This is a genomic window from Enterovibrio qingdaonensis (assembly GCF_028683135.1).
Lineage (GTDB): Bacteria > Pseudomonadota > Gammaproteobacteria > Enterobacterales > Vibrionaceae > Enterovibrio > Enterovibrio qingdaonensis.
Map to the genome: position 1 here is coordinate 227,099 of NZ_JAJUBB010000005.1, position 17,243 is coordinate 244,341.

Annotated in this window: 16 protein-coding genes; 14 read left to right on the forward strand and 2 right to left on the reverse strand. The window is 50.0% G+C overall.

Features of this window, described 5'->3' with window-relative positions:
- Window positions 1–177: 177 nt before the first annotated feature.
- Window positions 178–918: a pyruvate formate lyase 1-activating protein gene (gene pflA, locus LRP49_RS09405; RefSeq protein WP_274141844.1), complete on the forward strand. Its 741-nt coding sequence runs from the start codon at window positions 178–180 to the stop codon at window positions 916–918.
- An 83-nt stretch (window positions 919–1,001) separates the two neighbouring features.
- On the opposite strand, the gene LRP49_RS09410 is transcribed toward pflA, so the two are convergent.
- Entirely contained in the window at window positions 1,002–1,649 is a 648-nt protein-coding gene (locus LRP49_RS09410) for an energy-coupling factor ABC transporter permease (protein WP_274141845.1), read from the reverse strand.
- A gap of 206 nt (window positions 1,650–1,855) precedes the next feature.
- Between LRP49_RS09410 and LRP49_RS09415 the strand changes: the two genes are divergently transcribed.
- The 12 genes from LRP49_RS09415 (at window position 1,856) to LRP49_RS09470 (ending at window position 15,012) form a co-directional block, all read left to right on the forward strand.
- Window positions 1,856–2,362, forward strand: coding sequence for a YfbU family protein (locus LRP49_RS09415; RefSeq protein ID WP_274141847.1), 507 nt, complete (start codon window positions 1,856–1,858; stop codon window positions 2,360–2,362).
- Window positions 2,363–2,717: 355 nt separating this feature from the next.
- The gene (locus tag LRP49_RS09420; RefSeq protein WP_274141848.1) at window positions 2,718–2,909 is read left to right on the forward strand and encodes a hypothetical protein; all 192 of its coding nucleotides are present in this window, start codon (window positions 2,718–2,720) and stop codon (window positions 2,907–2,909) included.
- Between the two features lie 109 nt (window positions 2,910–3,018).
- Window positions 3,019–4,938 (forward strand): biosynthetic arginine decarboxylase, encoded by a 1,920-nt coding sequence (speA, locus tag LRP49_RS09425; RefSeq protein WP_274141849.1) that lies wholly within the window; start codon window positions 3,019–3,021, stop codon window positions 4,936–4,938.
- Window positions 4,939–4,988: 50 nt separating this feature from the next.
- Window positions 4,989–5,912 (forward strand): agmatinase, encoded by a 924-nt coding sequence (speB, locus tag LRP49_RS09430; RefSeq protein ID WP_274141850.1) that lies wholly within the window; start codon window positions 4,989–4,991, stop codon window positions 5,910–5,912.
- 126 nt (window positions 5,913–6,038) lie between these two features.
- Window positions 6,039–6,851, forward strand: coding sequence for a 23S rRNA (guanine(745)-N(1))-methyltransferase (rlmA, locus tag LRP49_RS09435; protein WP_274141851.1), 813 nt, complete (start codon window positions 6,039–6,041; stop codon window positions 6,849–6,851).
- Window positions 6,852–6,911: 60 nt separating this feature from the next.
- Complete coding sequence (locus LRP49_RS09440) at window positions 6,912–7,862, forward strand: ChaN family lipoprotein (protein WP_274141853.1); 951 nt, start codon at window positions 6,912–6,914, stop codon at window positions 7,860–7,862.
- A gap of 166 nt (window positions 7,863–8,028) precedes the next feature.
- Window positions 8,029–8,985 carry an AAA family ATPase gene (locus LRP49_RS09445; protein WP_274141854.1) on the forward strand — a complete coding sequence of 319 codons (957 nt, stop codon included), beginning with the start codon at window positions 8,029–8,031 and terminating at the stop codon, window positions 8,983–8,985.
- Complete coding sequence (locus LRP49_RS09450) at window positions 8,982–9,935, forward strand: DUF58 domain-containing protein (RefSeq protein WP_274141856.1); 954 nt, start codon at window positions 8,982–8,984, stop codon at window positions 9,933–9,935. The genes LRP49_RS09445 and LRP49_RS09450 overlap by 4 nt, the downstream gene beginning before the upstream one ends.
- A gap of 5 nt (window positions 9,936–9,940) precedes the next feature.
- The gene (locus LRP49_RS09455) at window positions 9,941–10,438 is read left to right on the forward strand and encodes a DUF4381 domain-containing protein (RefSeq protein WP_274141857.1); all 498 of its coding nucleotides are present in this window, start codon (window positions 9,941–9,943) and stop codon (window positions 10,436–10,438) included.
- Window positions 10,431–11,396 carry a vWA domain-containing protein gene (locus LRP49_RS09460; protein WP_274141858.1) on the forward strand — a complete coding sequence of 322 codons (966 nt, stop codon included), beginning with the start codon at window positions 10,431–10,433 and terminating at the stop codon, window positions 11,394–11,396. Before LRP49_RS09455 ends, LRP49_RS09460 begins: the two co-directional genes overlap by 8 nt.
- Window positions 11,389–13,344 (forward strand): vWA domain-containing protein, encoded by a 1,956-nt coding sequence (locus tag LRP49_RS09465; protein ID WP_274141859.1) that lies wholly within the window; start codon window positions 11,389–11,391, stop codon window positions 13,342–13,344. The genes LRP49_RS09460 and LRP49_RS09465 overlap by 8 nt, the downstream gene beginning before the upstream one ends.
- Window positions 13,345–13,347: 3 nt before the next feature.
- On the forward strand, window positions 13,348–15,012 hold the full coding sequence (locus LRP49_RS09470; RefSeq protein WP_274141860.1) for a BatD family protein: 1,665 nt from the start codon (window positions 13,348–13,350) through the stop codon (window positions 15,010–15,012).
- An 84-nt stretch (window positions 15,013–15,096) separates the two neighbouring features.
- Here LRP49_RS09470 and yfbV read toward each other — a convergent pair whose 3' ends face one another.
- Window positions 15,097–15,546 (reverse strand): terminus macrodomain insulation protein YfbV, encoded by a 450-nt coding sequence (yfbV, locus tag LRP49_RS09475; protein ID WP_274141862.1) that lies wholly within the window; start codon window positions 15,544–15,546, stop codon window positions 15,097–15,099.
- A gap of 413 nt (window positions 15,547–15,959) precedes the next feature.
- Between yfbV and LRP49_RS09480 the strand changes: the two genes are divergently transcribed.
- Window positions 15,960–17,156 carry an acetate kinase gene (locus LRP49_RS09480; protein ID WP_274141864.1) on the forward strand — a complete coding sequence of 399 codons (1,197 nt, stop codon included), beginning with the start codon at window positions 15,960–15,962 and terminating at the stop codon, window positions 17,154–17,156.
- Window positions 17,157–17,243: the final 87 nt, after the last annotated feature.

A 17,243-nucleotide genomic window follows, 5' to 3' on the forward strand; every position in this document is an offset into this window, starting at 1 on the left:
CTGCTCATAAATTGCGCGCAGTTCTCCTTGAACTGCGCTTGATTCACCTCCTCTTTGCCATAAACCCTTTTCTATGCGACGAGTTTACCGCCCGCTATGTCGAGTTCCGCTTTAGGTAGTAGCGATTCTGTAATAAAATAACACCTTACTTTTTACAGTAGTTTATTGGAGAACCTCATGTCGGTTATTGGCCGTATCCACTCATTTGAATCTTGTGGAACCGTAGATGGTCCTGGCATTCGCTTTATTGTGTTTATGCAAGGCTGTCTGATGCGCTGTAAGTACTGCCACAACCGCGATACATGGGATCTCGATGACGGGCGCGAAGTCTCTGTAGACGAAATCATGAAAGAAGTGGTGACCTATCGCCATTTCATCAAAGCCTCTGGTGGCGGTGTAACAGCATCCGGTGGTGAAGCCATGCTTCAACCTGAGTTTGTTCGCGATTTCTTCCGCGCAGCACAAGCGGAAGGCATTCACACCTGCTTAGATACCAATGGTTATATCCGTAAACACACAGACATCATCGATGAAGTTCTGGATGCATCAGACCTAGTTATGCTAGATCTGAAGCAAATCAATGACGAAATTCACCAAAACCTGATTGGTGTGCCTAACAAACGCGTACTGGATTTCGCGCGCTACCTGCATAAGCGCGGACAAAAAACTTGGATCCGTTATGTGGTTGTGCCTGGCTACACTGACGATGAAGACTCAGCACGCCGTTTGGGTGAATTCATCAAAGACATGGATAACATCGAAAAGATCGAAATGCTGCCATACCACCAGCTTGGTGCGCACAAGTGGGAAGCATTGGGCTACGAATATGAACTGAAAGATGTCAGCCCACCGAAGAAAGAAACCATGGAAATGCTGAAAGGCATTCTGGAAGAGTACGGCCACAAAGTGGTGTACTAATCAAACATTGAAAAAGCCGGCCTCGCGCTGGTTTTTTTTATACTTTTAACATGAGCATGAGGGGCGGAACTGCTGAGTCCTGATTACCTATCTGGTGACAAATACTCTCTGTCATAAAATGTCCTCATCCAATGGGGACGGTATACCGACATCATGGACACGGCCATACCGTTCAGCAGCCCTTCTGGGAACCAAATGAGTAACGCGAGCATCAGATAGTTGTTGATAATCGTATCCCAACTGTGGAGCCCAGAAATCCAATAGCCAGCCGAAACCACACACAAATGAAGCACGATGGTAAAGGCCGCATTTAAAAATCCAGCGATAAAGATATAGATGAACAAGTGCCGAGAAAGGTATTGATAGGACAGCCAGAAGATTGCATAGCTGATCAGGGCAGGAACTACTGCCGTTGTTGCGGCATACAAACCAACATCAGCCAATGGTAACAGCCCAAAACTAACCATGAGTGCTAAAGGAAGTGTACTAATCCAAATAGCGATTCTTGGGCCATGGCAGAGCGTCAGCACCGTCATACCCAGAAAGTGAATATCTAATCCCTCACTGATCCCTGCTTTCAGAGCCCAAAGGCAAAACAAGATCAATGCACTTGCTAAGACAAAATGTTGATAACCCTTGTCGCTCCGAAACTTTTGCCATCCAATGCCCGAACGACTCAGCCAAAGAGCAAGGACAAATCCCCCCCATCCTAACGCTTGCCAATAAACCATCCCTGCTCGCTTATTCCTCGTTTTTTACACTTTGTAGCAATTTAGAAAATTAAGGCCAAAAATGCACAGTTTTCCCGTTGTGAGATCAAAAAATCAGCCTAAATGAGCTGCTAATCTGTAGCACATAAATTGCCAAACTCGCTCACTAAAATTAACAACTAACCGCCTGTTTGGATAAAGGATTTTTTACTTTTGAGGCCATAATTATGGAAATGACCGCTGCTCAACGACTGATTCTTTCTAACCAGTACACGCTAATGTCTCAGATGGATCCGCAAAACGCGGAAAAGTACCGTCGCCTACAAACCATTGTAGAACGTGGTTACGCGTTACAGATGCGAGAGCTGGATAAAGATTTTGGCGACCTACCTGAAGATCTCTGTCGTCAGGTTGTCGATTTCATGGAGATGTACCACGCACTTCAGGAATCACACCGTATGCTTGAAGACCACTCGCGTTGTGAATGTGATGTTGATGCACGTCGCCTTCAGTTTTGGGGCTTTGACGCTGCCACTGAAGCGCACCTTATGCACTACGTACGTTTCCTAACAGAGAGCGAAGGCTTATACCCACAGTTTGAAAAGTCACAGCACCATTTCAATAGCCAAACGCCAATGCTAGAAAAGTATCAGCGTATGCTAAAAACATGGCGCAATTGCCCTCGCCAATACCACTTATGTGGTACTGAAATTTGTCAGATCATCAATGCATAAACCGTATTGAATTTGCAAAAAAGCCGCATGTAAATGCGGCTTTTTTGTTTCTAAGAATGACGAAATTTTTCACGCATTCAATACGTAAACGGCAGAACAAACAGGCCAAAGCCAGACCCTACTTATCCCTCCCGGATTGCACAATGTTTTTTATCGTCACCAGAAAAAATATTAATTTGCACCCAAGTCAAAACGATTGTCTAATCGCCCCGCACCCGACTAACTGAGAGTCAACTCATCGAGGTGTATACGGGCTTGTAGAGCAATGAAACAAACCATACTTTTGCTTCTATGATGAGCCGTTTTTCTCTGTCATACCGCGTAATTACGTCACGCGGCCTTTTTAGGAATGGCAATGAAATCTATCGCAAACAACGATATTCAGGCACCCGACCTGAAAACCCTTTGCGACACCGCAGTTAATCTCCATCCGCAAAACAAACCCCAATCCCTGTCGACACCTGTTCGCAGGAAAAGGGCATCGTTAAAGCGAACACGTAGCGCGGACGCCGTGCTTCTTGATTTGTCGCTTCAGATGCCTGAATAAGGTCTGCCAGCGTTAACCTTCTTTTTCTGGTACGAGCCACCGGTGACGGACTCACACAGTCTGCCGTCACTGGCCTTTACTCGTACCCAATCACCGATGAGGAACAAACATGAGTGATTGGTCTATAAATGACGCCCGCGATGTCTACAACACGCCATATTGGGGCCAAGGTTATTTCGATATTAACCCACAAGGTGAAGTGGTTGTTCGACCGAACGTAAACCAACCGGACAACACCATTGCCCTATCGTCACTGGCAGATGAGCTTATCGCGAAAGGGGCTTCTCTACCTGTTTTGGTGCGTTTCCCTGAGATCCTGCACCACCGCGTAGACAGCCTGTGCGCACACTTTAACGAAGCGATTGCGGATTACGGCTACAACGGCGAATACCTGTTGGTTTACCCAATAAAAGTAAATCAGCAACAAGCGGTTGTGAGCGAAATTTTGAAGAGTCAGTATGCGCGTCAACAACGCCAACTGGGTCTGGAAGCGGGCAGCAAGCCAGAACTGATGGCAGTGCTCGCCATGGCACAACAGGCAAGCTCGGTCATCGTTTGTAACGGCTACAAAGACCGTGAATATATCCGTCTGGCACTGATCGGCGAGAAACTCGGCCATGAAGTGTACATTGTGTTGGAAAAGCTTTCTGAGCTAGACACTGTACTAAAAGAAGCCAAAGCACTTGGCGTGAAGCCTCGTCTGGGTCTTCGTGCTCGCCTTGCCTCTCAGGGCAAAGGTAAGTGGCAAGCAAGCGGTGGCGAGAAGTCCAAGTTTGGTTTGTCGGCCTCTCAGGTCATGACAGTTGTGAATCGTCTGCGCGATCTGGACATGCTGGACACGCTACAACTCCTGCACTTCCATCTCGGCTCTCAAATCGCCAACATTCGCGATGTGCGTTCTGGCGTTAACGAAGCCGCACGCGTCTATGCTGAGCTGCACCAAATGGGCGCTGGCATCACCACGGTTGACGTAGGTGGCGGTCTGGCCATTGACTACGAAGGTACCCGTAGTCAAAGCAGCTGCTCGATGAACTACAGCCAGCGAGAGTACGCAAACAACGTGGTTTACGTGATTGGTGACGTGTGTAAAGAATTCGACATCAAAATGCCACGCATCATCTCAGAATCAGGCCGTAACCTGACGGCGCACCATGCTGTGCTGGTCACAGACGTAATGGGCGTAGAAAGCTATCAACGTGAAGAAGTGTTCGCGCCAGCCGAAGAAGCCGCGCAAATTCTGCACAACATGTGGCGTTCTTTTAAGGATTTAAGCCAGTCGTCAGATCTTCGTTCTCTGGTCGAGATCTATCACGACAACCAAAACGATCTGGCCGAAGTACACATGCAGTTTTCCATGGGACTGGTGAATTTCGCAGAACGCGCGTGGGCAGAACAAATCAGTCTGCGTATTTGCTATGAACTGTCACGCCAGATGTCGCATAAGAACCGCGCACATCGCCCAGTGCTCGACGAGCTTAACAGCCGCCTTGCCGACAAGTTCTTTGTGAATTTCTCCCTGTTTCAGTCATTGCCTGATGCGTGGGGTATTGAGCAAGTCTTCCCGGTTCTTCCGCTATCGAAGCTGGATAAAGCACCAGAAAGTCGGGCTGTACTGCTAGATATCACCTGTGACTCTGACGGTGCTGTCGAGCAATACGTGGAAGGTCAGGGCATTGAAAGTACCCTCGCGGTACCGACTTGGAAAGAAGAAGACCCATACCGTATTGGCTTTTTCTTGATGGGCGCATACCAAGAGATTCTTGGCAACATGCATAACCTGTTCGGTGACACCGATGTCGCTGTCGTTCGCGGTAACGACAATGGCGGTTATGACATCGAGCGTATTGATCACGGCGACAGCGTCGGTGATGTGCTTCGTTACGTTCACCAAGACCCAAGCCAGTTCCTTGAGCAATATGAAGAGATGGTGAAAGAGCACCTGCCAGAAGAAGAACACGAATCGATTCTGGCGGAAATGGCAGAAGGCTTGAACGGCTACACCTACCTCGAAGATATTCGTCACGCGTAATTATGTCTGGCCGCTAGCTTGCGCTGGCGGCCTCAGTAAGGATTTTTATTATGGCAACGTTGGCCAACTACCCAGACTACTCACTGTACGCAAATGCGTTCGGTTTCCTTCGCCAGCCTTTGGTTTTCGCACCACAAGGTTGTGACGCTGACATCGTTATCACTGGTGTCCCTTTTGATATGGCGACCACTGGTCGTTCAGGTGCTCGCATGGGCCCGGGTGCTATCCGTCAGGCTTCTACCAACCTTGCGTGGGAAGGTAAAAAATGGCCGTGGGATTTCTCACTGACTGACGAAATCAAAATCGCTGACTGTGGCGATCTGGTGTTTAATTGTGGTGACGCAGCAAACATGAGCGAACGTTTGGAAGCACATGCCACCAGCCTGCTGACGGAAGGCAAAACCTTGCTGACATTCGGTGGTGACCACTTCGTCACCCTGCCACTCCTGCGTGCTCACGCAAAACAGTTCGGCGAAATGGCACTGGTTCACTTCGATGCACACACTGACACTTACGATCAGGGTAGCGAATTCGACCACGGCACCATGTTCTACACCGCGCCGAAAGAGGGCCTGATTGACCCACACGCGTCAATCCAAATCGGTATTCGTACTGAGCACAGCGACAAGCTTGGCTTCCAAGTGGTTGATGCAGCCACTGCGAACGATTGGTCTGTTAAGCAAATCGTAGATGCGATCAAAACCCGCGTTGGCGACCGTCCGGTTTACCTGACGTTCGACATCGACTGTCTTGACCCAGCTTATGCACCGGGCACAGGTACCCCAGTATGTGGTGGCCTGAGCACCGACAAGATCCTGAAAGTGATCCGTGCGCTGCAAGGCATCAACCTGATTGGTATGGACGTGGTAGAAGTGGCACCGGCCTACGACCACGCAGACCTGACCTCATTAGCAGCAGCGACCATCGCAACTGACCTGCTGTACGTTTGGGCGGCGAATCGTAAGAACAAGTAATTCGCACCAGCGAATACGACAAAACACCCGCTCTGGCGGGTGTTTTTATTTCCCTCTTTGCTTGATGACATCGCTCTACCACCGTATCCTTTGCGCTCAATAACCGCCACTATCCGAAATATCGCTATGTCATACCTTTGCCCGCTCTGTCAGGAGCCACTTTCTCTTTCTGCTCGCACCTACAAATGTGCCAGCAACCACCAGTTCGATCTGGCAAAAGAGGGCTATGTAAACCTGCTGCCTGTTCAACACAAGCGTTCAAAGGATCCGGGCGATAACAAGGAAATGATGCAGGCACGTCGCCAGTTTTTGGATGGTAGCCACTACCAGCCTATGCGCGATGCCGTCAGCGATCTGTTGAAGAATCTTCTGGCTGAAAAAACCGACGGTCAGCTATTAGATATCGGTTGTGGTGAAGGCTACTACACCAGCTACTTCGCCGATGAAATGCCACAAGCCAAGGTCTTTGGTCTCGATATTTCGAAAGTGATGATCCGCTACGCGGCAAAGCGTTACACCAATGTGGATTTTCTCGTTGCATCGAGCCAGCGTCTACCATTTGCCGATAACCAGTTAGACGGCGTTGTGCGCATCTATGCGCCATGCAACGGTGATGAGCTGGCACGCACAGTCAAAGACAGCGGCGTGGTTGTCACTGTAACGCCAGGACCTCGTCACCTATACCAACTGAAAGCCGGTATCTACGACGAAGTGCGCCTGCACGATGTGCCTGTAGAAGCGTTGCCGGGCTTTGAACTCGAAACCGAACAAACGGTGGCGTACCCGATGACGCTGAACAGTGCCGATGCCACTACCCTGCTGCAAATGACGCCGTTTGCGTGGCGTGCGCCAGAAAGCCTGTGGCAAACACTGAAAGACGCAGAACAGTTTGAATGTGAAGCGGATTTCACGCTAAGGGTTTACCGCAAGATTGCATAAGTAATCCGTTCTACCATAATGGAGCGTATCTGACCCTTTGTATAAAGGATGGTTACACTGATGCGCTCTTTGTTTGTTTCTTCCCTGCTTTGCCTAACGCTGGCAGGTTGCAGCCAAACGGCTAGCTATTCATCCTCCCCCGCGTTAACGGGCACACTTTACGATTACCGCATTGAATCCGCTTCGGGTGAACCCTACTCACTCGAAAAGCTCGCTACTGCGTTAGAAAGCGCAGATGTCATTCTTGTCGGCGAATGGCATTCTCATTCTGGCGTCCACCTGTTTCAGGCAGCACTGCTTGCAGAGTTGGCGTCCATTACGCCGAATATGGCTCTTTCTATGGAACAATTCGCACGCCCAGACCAAGCTGTGATTAACCAATACCTCGCAGGTGACATTGGTGAAAATAGCCTGCTCAGCCAAACCCACCGTTGGTCAAATTACAACAGCAGCTATCGCCCACTGGTGGAGTTCGCGAAAGAAAATGGGCTGCCCATCATCGCTTCCAACGCGCCCGCAGACACAGTGCGTTGCATCGCGGCAGAAGGTAAAGACTATCTCGACCGTCTCCCTGAAGACAAAAGGCAGTTCGTTGCTGCCACCTTGCATGACGACGAATCTCCCTACAAAGAAAAGTTCTTCGCGGCTATGTTCCATGGTGATGAAGCCAAAACGGAAAACCAGTACCTCGCGCAGCTTGCGTGGGACGACACCATGGCAGAAAGCATTGTGGATTTTCTCAAGCAACACCCCAATGACAAAGTAATGCACATTGCTGGGGCGTTTCATGTCGAAAACGGGCTGGGCATTGCCCGTCGTATTCACCTTCTTAACCCTGATTTGAATATTGCCATCATCTCGCCCCAAACTGAGGACGAGCCGTTATCCCAAGCCGTTGACGACTATCGCTTAATTGTGAAGCCATTACCGCCACAATGGCTGACTGACGAAGAAATGGAACAGGCGATGGCGGGAATGCGTCACGGCGACCATACACCACCATGTGATTGATGTGACGGAAATTTAGCCTCAACTGTCCCACTTAATTGACAGACTTGAAAGTGAGTCCACTAGCCACTATCTACTGATAATGAACTCAGCAATGAACCTCCTTAGATTAAGCAGGTCTGAACTGAGTCAATTATCATTAGTTTTGTTATACCTAGGACAAACTCTCATGTTATCGGATACATTCCAACGCCTTAACACGTACCTGCAAAGTCAGGTAGTCGGTCAACCAGAGCTCGTTAAACAACTTCTCATTGCCCTGCTCGCGGATGGGCACATTCTGGTACAAGGTCCACCGGGACTTGCAAAAACCCGTGCTGTTAAAATGTTGTCTGATTGCATTGAAGGCGATTTCCACCGTATTCAGTTCACACCGGATTTGCTACCCGCTGACCTGACTGGTACAGATATTTTCCGCCCAGAAACCGCAGAATTCACCTTCCAACCGGGACCGATTTTTAATTCGCTAGTGCTGGCTGATGAAATCAACCGCGCGCCAGCAAAAGTGCAAGCTGCCATGCTTGAAGCCATGGCAGAAAAGCAAATCACCGCAGGTCGTCAAACCTATGCGTTGCCTGAGTTATTCCTTGTCATGGCAACCCAGAACCCGATTGAGCAAGAAGGCACATACCCGTTGCCAGAAGCGCAGCTTGACCGTTTCTTGTTGCAACTGAACGTGAACTACCCTGACGCCAATGCTGAGCTTGAAATCCTGCGTTTGAACCGCGGTGAAGCGCAAGGCATTGAGAAACAAGAACCTGTTCATATTCAGCAAGAAAGTATCTTCGAAGCACGTAAAGCTGTGCTGAATATTCACATGGCAGAAGACGTTGAGAAGTACATCATTCGCCTGATCATGGCGACCCGTGAGCCAGCAGCCTACAGCGACAAACTGGCTTCGTGGCTACAAATGGGCGTGTCACCTCGTGCAACACTGGCCCTAGACCGTTGCGCCCGTGCGCACGCTTGGTTAGCGGGGCGTGACTTTGTGACCCCTGAAGACGTGCAAGCGATGGCTTACCCCGTGCTACGTCACCGTCTGCTGCTGAGCTACGAAGCACAAGCCGAAGGCAATGGCGCAGACAGTGTGGTTACACACCTGATTGAGCAGGTTGCTAGCGTATGACCCTGACAGACACCGCCGCTGCTCTGCCTCCACACAGTGATGGCGTCAATGTGTGTCTGGCTGAACTGCTGCATTATCAGAAGCAATCTGTCCGCTGGTTGCCACCCGCGCTGAGCATTTGGTCTCAGCTTAGCGGCCAGCACAGCAGCCGTCATAAAGGTCGAGGTATGAACTTCTCTGAGGTTCGCCCTTATCAACCAGGCGATGATATTCGTGCCATTGATTGGCGCGTGACCGCTAGAACGGGTAAGACGCACACCAAGCTGTTTACTGAAGAACGCGAGCAACCTGTGATGCTGTTTATCGACTTAAGCAGCAGCATGAAGTTTGGTTCGCAACTGTTGCTCAAGTCGGTGCAAGCGGCGCACATTGCCAGCCTCATCAGTTGGTTGACCGTTAGCCAGCAAGACCGCATCGGTGCTGTGATTTATAACGGCCTTAAAGTGCGTGAATGCAAGCCTACCGCTCGCCAACAAGGACCACTTCGTATCATGCACGCCGTGATGGAAGCGCATGAGGAAATGCTCAACGCAGAAGATGCTGGCGCGACTCAGGAAAGCTGGCAGGCCGCATTAAGGCATTTGCACCACCTGTGTCCAAAAGGCAGTGACATCGCCATGATCAGTGATTTTTATTCGCTGACGATGGCAGATAAACGCAGGCTGAGCCAGTTACGCCAACACAACCGAATCCGCTTTGTGCGCATTTATGACCCGCTGGAACAAGGCCATACCTCGTTTCGGGGACACGAATTGGTAGCTGACAACGAACAAACCGCGTGGTTAGATTTCTCTTCAAGAAAAACCCGCGACAGTCTGGAACAACAATACCTACGCCATCAGCAGTTCATTACTGATATGGCTAGAAGCTTAGCGGTACCCCTACACACACTCTCTGCGGGTCAATCGCTGCTTCAGCAGTTGGGTCATTCTTCGAGTAAGGCAACGTAGTAACCATGGCGACTCCAACGTCAAACACACTTCCACTGGCGGATATCCATCTACAAGCTGCTCCGGGTCTTTGGCCGTTGGCTTGGGGATGGTGGGCTCTGCTCGCTGCTCTGGCACTTATCATCGTGGCAGTGGTGTATGCACTTCGCCTGCGCACGCAAAAGCGAAAAGCGCAGAAAGAAGCAATTAAACAGCTTTGTGATACAAAAACACTGGGTGACATCAACGCCCTGCTCAAGCGCGCCGCGCTGACCTATTTCCCTCGCCACGATGTAGCGAAACTCACAGGCCATATGTGGCTCACGTTTTTAGACAACCAATTGCCCGTATCGAAACGAGGCTTTGTTGCCAATGAAACCCTTTGGCAAAAAGGCGTGTTCTCCAAAGAGGGACTCAACAGCAAAGAGCTTGATATCTGCAAAGCCTTAGCGAAAGTCTGGCTAACCAAAGCATTGCCGCCTAAAAAGGCAAACCTACCCCAAAGTGAGGTAAAAGATGTTTGAATTTACCTGGTGGTGGGCGTTCGTGCTGCTTCCACTTCCGCTTGTGATCTATAAATGGGCGAAGCCGATTCCTCGCCCTGCAGCTATTCACTTACCTCGGCTGCCAAAAGGCTTGGGAGAAAAGCAAAACACCAGCCGCATCAGACAAATCCTGATGACCTTGCTGTGGGTGAGCTTGATTACCGCATTGGCACGTCCGGTTTGGTATGGCGACCCGATTCAAATCCAACCGGAACACCGCGACATGATGCTCGCCGTTGACCTCTCTGGCTCAATGGAAATTGAGGACATGGTGCTTCCTTCTGGCAATTCGACTGACCGCCTGACTGCGGTGAAGCATGTGCTGTCTGATTTTATCAAACAGCGAGACGGCGACCGCTTAGGCTTAGTGTTGTTTGCCGACCACGGTTATTTGCAAACGCCACTGACGCTTGACCGCAATACGGTGGCACAACAACTCGACCGTGCTGTACTTGGCTTGATTGGTAAAAGCACAGCCATTGGTGAAGGCCTAGGGATTGCCACCAAGACGTTCATCGACAGCAAAGCACCGCAGCGTGTCATCATTCTACTCAGTGACGGTGCCAACACGTCGGGTGTGATTGAACCACTCGAAGCGGCCAAACTTGCAAAAGAAAATGGCGTGACCATCTACACCGTGGGCGTGGGTGCTGAGTCCATGCGCCAGCGCAGCTTATTCGGTTCGCGCATTGTGAACCCTTCACAGGATTTAGATGAGAAAGCTCTGCGTGAAATCGCCCAGATGACTGGCGGTGAATACTTCCGTGCACGCGATCCGCAGGAGCTAGAGAAAATCTATCAAATCATCGACCAACTTGAGCCAATCTCAGACGTTCAGCAAACTTGGCGTCCGAGAGATGAATGGTTCCGATTCCCGCTATCAGCGGCATTAGCTCTGTCCGTCGTCATCGTTGTTTTAAGGAGACGTCATGGCTGATTTTACGTTTATGCACCCGATGTGGTTGCTCGCTGCCTTGCCATTGGCACTTCTGCTGCCGTGGATTAAAAGCAAAACCCAAACATCAGGGCTTATTGCCCCACATTTGAGCAAGCTGCTTTCAGGAAACGCAGTAAGTGCAAGTAAAGCAAAACGCTGGCCGATCGTCGCATTGGCGGCAGGCTGGTTAATTGCCGTGATCGCGCTGGCCGGCCCGAGTTGGCAGAAAGTCGAAATTCCTGCGGTGAACCTTGCTGGTGCGCGCGTTTTGGTAATGGACATGTCCCGCTCTATGTACGCAACGGACATTGCGCCTAACCGACTCGACCAAGCACGATTTAAAGCCCTCGACATGCTACCTGAATGGAAAGAAGGCAGCACGGGACTCGTGACGTATGCGGGAGATGGGTACATCGTCAGCCCACTGACCGATGATGCAAGTACATTAAGAAACCTTATCCCGAACCTGTCTCCGGAAGTCATGCCAATACAAGGCAGCAATCCCGCAGCGGGCATCCAACAGGCGATTGATTTGCTCAAGCAAGCCGGTTATGCCGATGGTGATATCGTGCTTTTGACAGACGGCATGAGCTCGTCAGAGTCCAACGCCGTTCTCAATACACTTAAAGGCACTAAATACCGCGTTTCGATTCTGGCGGTTGGCACACAACAAGGCGCCCCTATCAAACTACCAAATGGAAGTTTGCTGGAACAAAACGGCGCGCCCGTTATCGCCAAATTGGATTTGGACACCCTGTCTGCCATCACGAAAGACACAGGCGGGATTTTGCAGGTTTGGCAACCCACCAACCGTGACGTAGAAAATATCACGGCGTACACATCAAAACCGCAAGACGGCGTGGCTGAAGGCAAAAGCAAATCCATCGAAGAGCACATTAACGAAGGGTTCTGGCTCATCATTCCGTTAGTTTTGCTAACACTGCTTGGCTTCCGCCGTGGTGTGGTGCTGGCAGCAATGTTTTTGGTGATGCCGATTCATCCGGTGCAGGCTGCGGCATTCCAAACCAATGACCAGCAAGCTTATCAGCATTTTGAAGCGGGTAAGTTTGAGGAAGCCGCCAATGGCTTTGCATCGCCACAATGGAAAGGCATCGCCCAATACAAAGCGGGCAATTACAAAGGCGCGATTGATACCCTTTCCCAACTGGATGATCCCGTGTCTCGCTACAACTTGGGCAATGCGCAAGCGCAGGCAGGCGACCTTGAAGCCGCCGTTGCAACCTATGAGTCCGTGTTGAAAACGAACCCTGACAACAAAGATGCCCAAAAGAACTTAGATGTTGTGAAAAAAGCGCTGGAGCAACAGCAACAGCAACAGCAACAGCAACAGCAACAGCAACAGCAACAGCAAAACAGCGAATCACAACAAGACCAGAGCAAGCAAGAGTCTCAGAGTAATAACCAAGACCAGCAGTCATCAGACAATCAGTCTGATAGCCAACAATCAGACTCGCAGCAGTCTGACAGTCAGCAAGGTCAGCAAGGTCAGCAAGGTCAGCAAGGTCAGCAGAACAGCGAACCAAGCAGCACCGAACAAAGCCAATCAGATGCCTCTTCAGAATCATCTAAAGAGAACGCACAATCAGGCGAACAAGATGCTCAGTCGCAGCAGCAAACGGGTGAGCAATCACAAGCGCAGCAAGCAAACGCTAGACAAGAACAGGCGAATAAAGAAGACGCCAACCAAGAGCAGAGTGAGTCTGGTCAAGCGCAAGCGGGCGAATCCTCTGACAGCGAAGAAGCCCCTCAAGACGGGCCGTCTGCTTCTGCTGAATCAGAAGACGGTGACGAGTCCTTGAGTGCCAGCAATCCTGTATTGAAAAAACTGGAGCAAGTGCCTGATGACACTGCGGGCCTTATCCGTGCACAGCTCATTCTTCAGGCTCGTCAAAAAGACATGCCAGAGCCTTCTGAGAATACGTGGTAAATAATGAAAAAGAACATGACTTTGCGGGCACTGTTGTCCCGCCGAACCAAAGGTATATTGGCAGCCACACTGATTGCGCTAACCTCACTGCCCAACATTGCATGGGCAGGAACAGCAGAAGCAACGGTCTCCAACAATGTTGTCCGCGTTGGTGATGCATTCCAGCTCACCATCTCCGTTGATGAGAGCGTAGACAGTGATGAGCTGAACTTGGCTGTATTAGACAAAAGCTTTGTCTACGGTCGTCCAAATGTCAGCAATAGTACCCAGTTTATTAACGGAGACATGAGTCGAAGCACGGTCTGGCGCGTTGCTGTTGCGGCAAAAGAATCGGGGACATTCACGGTTCCAAGTTTTGACATTGATGGCATGAAAACAGCCCCTATTACCATTAAGGTGCTGGCCGCCAATGACAAAAGTACTCAGGTAGCTAACAGTGCAGTTGAAGTACAAGCCAGCGTAGACCGTGACAAAGGCTATATTGGTGAGTCGTTTATTTATCGTGCACGCCTGCTCATTGGCACCCGTGTTGATTCGCCATCACTTCAGGCTCCTTTCGGCGACGGTTTGGATGTCACACTGATTGGTGAAGACAGTCAATCTGAATCCGTTATTAATGGACGCCGCTATGTGGTGATTGACCGTCAATATCAAATTACGCCGACCAAAGCCGGTGCGTTAACACTGGAAGGTGCCGTATTCACGGGTTCTGAAGTGAAAGGCAGTGGTTGGGGCGCATCGGTAGGTTTACCTATCAGCCGACAAGCTAAGAGCGTCACACTGAATGTCAAAGACAAGCCAGCAGGCTACAAAGGGCTCTGGCTGCCAACCTCATCACTGGCCCTCAGCCAACGCTGGGATCCTGACACTTTAGGCGGAGAGCAATCCGCGAAGGTAGGCGAGCCTATCAATCGTGTGATTTCACTGAGCATTGCCAATACTGCGCAAAGTGCCATGCCAAACCTGACTATCACTTACCCAAATCAAGTTCGCGTATATTCAGACAAACCGGAGTACACCCAACAGGGCGATGCGACAGTGATGACCCTAAAACAGGTCATTATCCCGCGCGAAGAAGGCAAGGTTGATTTACCTGCCGTGTCCATCAACTGGTTTAACACCCAAACGGGCAAACAGGAGACGGCAAAAATCAGCGGCCTCGCGCTGAACGTGCAACCTGGCGACATCACCACGCAACCGTCACCCGCACTGCCCGAACTAGCAGCGCAAGTACCTGCAGCTCCATCAGAACAAATCACAACAGCAGTTACAACTGCTGGATACTGGCCATGGACAACGGGCGTATTCGCATTGTTGTGGTTGATCACCTTAGCGATGTACATCAGAAAACCGCAAGTCGCGACTAACAACGTTCGCAGTGAAAAGGCCTTGCCAACTCAAGCGGAAAAAGGCTTAGCCGCCTTGGTTGATGCCGTGAAAGCGAACAATGCCGTTAAGGTGTCGTCGACGTATCGGGCGTGGAATAGAAGCGCATTGCCAGAGGATCTCCAGCGCGCTATTGAGGCTGAAATCAATGCCATGATGGCTTCTTGTTACAGTGCAACGTCGGGTAAATGGGAAAACGCCACCTTACTAAGCCTGCTCGCAAAAGCGGCAAAGGTAAAACCCCATGACACGCCAACTCAGGGGTTAGCGGAGTTGAAGTAACCCTTAGTGATATCACTGTAAAATAAGATGAAATAAAAAACGCCTCGTTAAACGAGGCGTTTTTATCACAGAGAAGAATAAGAGTTAAAACCAGCGTTCTAAGGACGATTTGTCCAACTGTTTAAACGCGCGATTTAAGGTCTGTGCCAGTTCTTTGTAACGAGGACGACTCTTCATTGGCTGAAGTGCCCCACCTTCACTGACAATCTTTTCATGCAATTCACGATACCAGCCGGCTAACGCAGGTGGAAGCTGCGTTTCACGGCGTCTTCCCAACCACCACAATCCTTGTAGCGGCATGCTAAGCGCAAACAACGCAATAATCATGGCCTGTGGCATACCATCATAATTATTGAAGGCCATTTGCATCAGAACACTGATCACTGCAACAGCAGGCATCACTTTAATCGCAAACTGGGTTGCTCGAATCACTCTGTTTTCTGGGAACATCGGCGCAAGCTCTTTTCGCACTGGCCACTCCGTCATGTACTTTTGTCCATCACGGAAATTATTCCACATTGATTTATTGCTCATACGGCTACCTCCAAGCGATGTCACTGTCTCATCGGCTAAAAACTTGCTACAAACCTTCAAAAAAAGTTGAGAAACATTAATTCAAATCAAGAATGACTTAAAAGTTTTTGTTATCTGTCGCAAGTATCGCTAGACTTAGCCGACCTAAATCAATTGTTGCTCGGATTTGATTATCTCGCAACCACTGAAACGCCAAATGGATAACCGGCAGGGCAAGAATTCACCAAATATGGTGTGCTCTAAAGGGAAATCTGTCTGGCGTTTTGTGTTGTGTATCAAGGACCGATTTTCGATGTATCTATTCGGCGGCAAATATACGCTTTATTGCTTTTGCGAGACGGTGGCTGATTTTTTTATCAACTATCCTCTCCGATTAGTAAAACCTTCTACTTTACATGAATAGGTAGTCTCAAATGTCTAAGCTGGTTCTTGTTCTTAACTGCGGCAGCTCATCGCTGAAATTCGCTATCATCGACGCACAATCAGGTGATGAGCACCTGTCTGGTCTGGCTGAGTGCCTGCACCTGCCAGAAGCTCGCATTAAGTGGAAATTGGACGGCAAACACGAAGCTCAACTGGGCGAAGGTGCTGCACACAAAGAAGCACTGAGCTTCATCGTTGAAACCATTCTGGCTTCTAAACCAGAACTGGCAGAGAACCTGGGCGCAATCGGCCACCGTGTTGTACACGGCGGCGAGCAGTTCACTAAGTCTGCACTGATCTGTGACACAGTACTGAAAGGTATCGAAGACGCTGCTAGCTTCGCACCTCTGCACAACCCTGCGCACCTGGTAGGTATCGAAGCTGCTAAAGCTGCGTTCCCTGCGCTGAAAAACGTAGCGGTATTCGACACTGCGTTCCACCAAACTATGCCAGAAGAAGCGTTCCTATACGCTCTGCCATACAAGCTGTACAAAGAGAACGGTATCCGTCGTTACGGTATGCACGGTACTTCTCACTTCTTCATCGCGCAAGAAGCAGCTGCACAACTTGGCAAACCAGTTGAAGAACTGAACATCATCAACTGTCACCTAGGTAACGGCGCATCTGTATGTGCAATCAAGAACGGTAAATCTGTAGATACTTCTATGGGTATGACGCCTCTTGAAGGTCTGGTAATGGGTACTCGCTCTGGTGACCTTGATCCAGCGATCATCTTCCACCTGCACGATGCACTGGGTTACAGCGTTGAGCAAATCAACAACATGCTGACCAAAGAGTCTGGCCTTGCTGGTCTGACTGAAGTGACTTCTGACTGTCGTTTCGTTGAAGACAACTACGGCACTAAAGAAGAAGCAACTCGCGCAATGGACGTGTTCTGTCACCGTCTGGCGAAATACGTTGCTGGTTACACTGCATGTCTTGACGGCCGTCTGGACGCGATCGTGTTCACTGGCGGTATCGGTGAGAACTCTGGCCCAATCCGTGAGCTAGTTCTGAACCGTCTGGGTCTTCTGGGTGTTGAAGTTGACCAAGAGCGCAACCTGAAAGCTCGCTTCGGCGGCGAAGGCGTTATCACTACTGATAGCAGCCGTGTTCCAGCGATGGTTATCTCAACCAACGAAGAACTGGTTATCGCTCAAGACACAGCACGTTTGGCTGAAATCTAATCAACCTGATGTGATTTTGCGGCTGGTCAATGCGACCGGCCGTTTCAATTTGGCAAAGTGTCATGCCAAACTGATTACATGACAAAG

Bases quoted from the DNA above. Each gene is read 5' to 3' on its own strand.
- pflA (WP_274141844.1), top strand. From the start codon at position 178: ATGTCGGTTATTGGCCGTATCCACTCATTTGAATCTTGTGGAACCGTA.
- LRP49_RS09410 (WP_274141845.1), bottom strand. From the start codon at position 1,649: ATGGTTTATTGGCAAGCGTTAGGATGGGGGGGATTTGTCCTTGCTCTT.
- LRP49_RS09415 (WP_274141847.1), top strand. From the start codon at position 1,856: ATGGAAATGACCGCTGCTCAACGACTGATTCTTTCTAACCAGTACACG.
- LRP49_RS09420 (WP_274141848.1), top strand. From the start codon at position 2,718: ATGAAATCTATCGCAAACAACGATATTCAGGCACCCGACCTGAAAACC.
- speA (WP_274141849.1), top strand. From the start codon at position 3,019: ATGAGTGATTGGTCTATAAATGACGCCCGCGATGTCTACAACACGCCA.
- speB (WP_274141850.1), top strand. From the start codon at position 4,989: ATGGCAACGTTGGCCAACTACCCAGACTACTCACTGTACGCAAATGCG.
- rlmA (WP_274141851.1), top strand. From the start codon at position 6,039: ATGTCATACCTTTGCCCGCTCTGTCAGGAGCCACTTTCTCTTTCTGCT.
- LRP49_RS09440 (WP_274141853.1), top strand. From the start codon at position 6,912: ATGCGCTCTTTGTTTGTTTCTTCCCTGCTTTGCCTAACGCTGGCAGGT.
- LRP49_RS09445 (WP_274141854.1), top strand. From the start codon at position 8,029: ATGTTATCGGATACATTCCAACGCCTTAACACGTACCTGCAAAGTCAG.
- LRP49_RS09450 (WP_274141856.1), top strand. From the start codon at position 8,982: ATGACCCTGACAGACACCGCCGCTGCTCTGCCTCCACACAGTGATGGC.
- LRP49_RS09455 (WP_274141857.1), top strand. From the start codon at position 9,941: ATGGCGACTCCAACGTCAAACACACTTCCACTGGCGGATATCCATCTA.
- LRP49_RS09460 (WP_274141858.1), top strand. From the start codon at position 10,431: ATGTTTGAATTTACCTGGTGGTGGGCGTTCGTGCTGCTTCCACTTCCG.
- LRP49_RS09465 (WP_274141859.1), top strand. From the start codon at position 11,389: ATGGCTGATTTTACGTTTATGCACCCGATGTGGTTGCTCGCTGCCTTG.
- LRP49_RS09470 (WP_274141860.1), top strand. From the start codon at position 13,348: ATGAAAAAGAACATGACTTTGCGGGCACTGTTGTCCCGCCGAACCAAA.
- yfbV (WP_274141862.1), bottom strand. From the start codon at position 15,546: ATGAGCAATAAATCAATGTGGAATAATTTCCGTGATGGACAAAAGTAC.
- LRP49_RS09480 (WP_274141864.1), top strand. From the start codon at position 15,960: ATGTCTAAGCTGGTTCTTGTTCTTAACTGCGGCAGCTCATCGCTGAAA.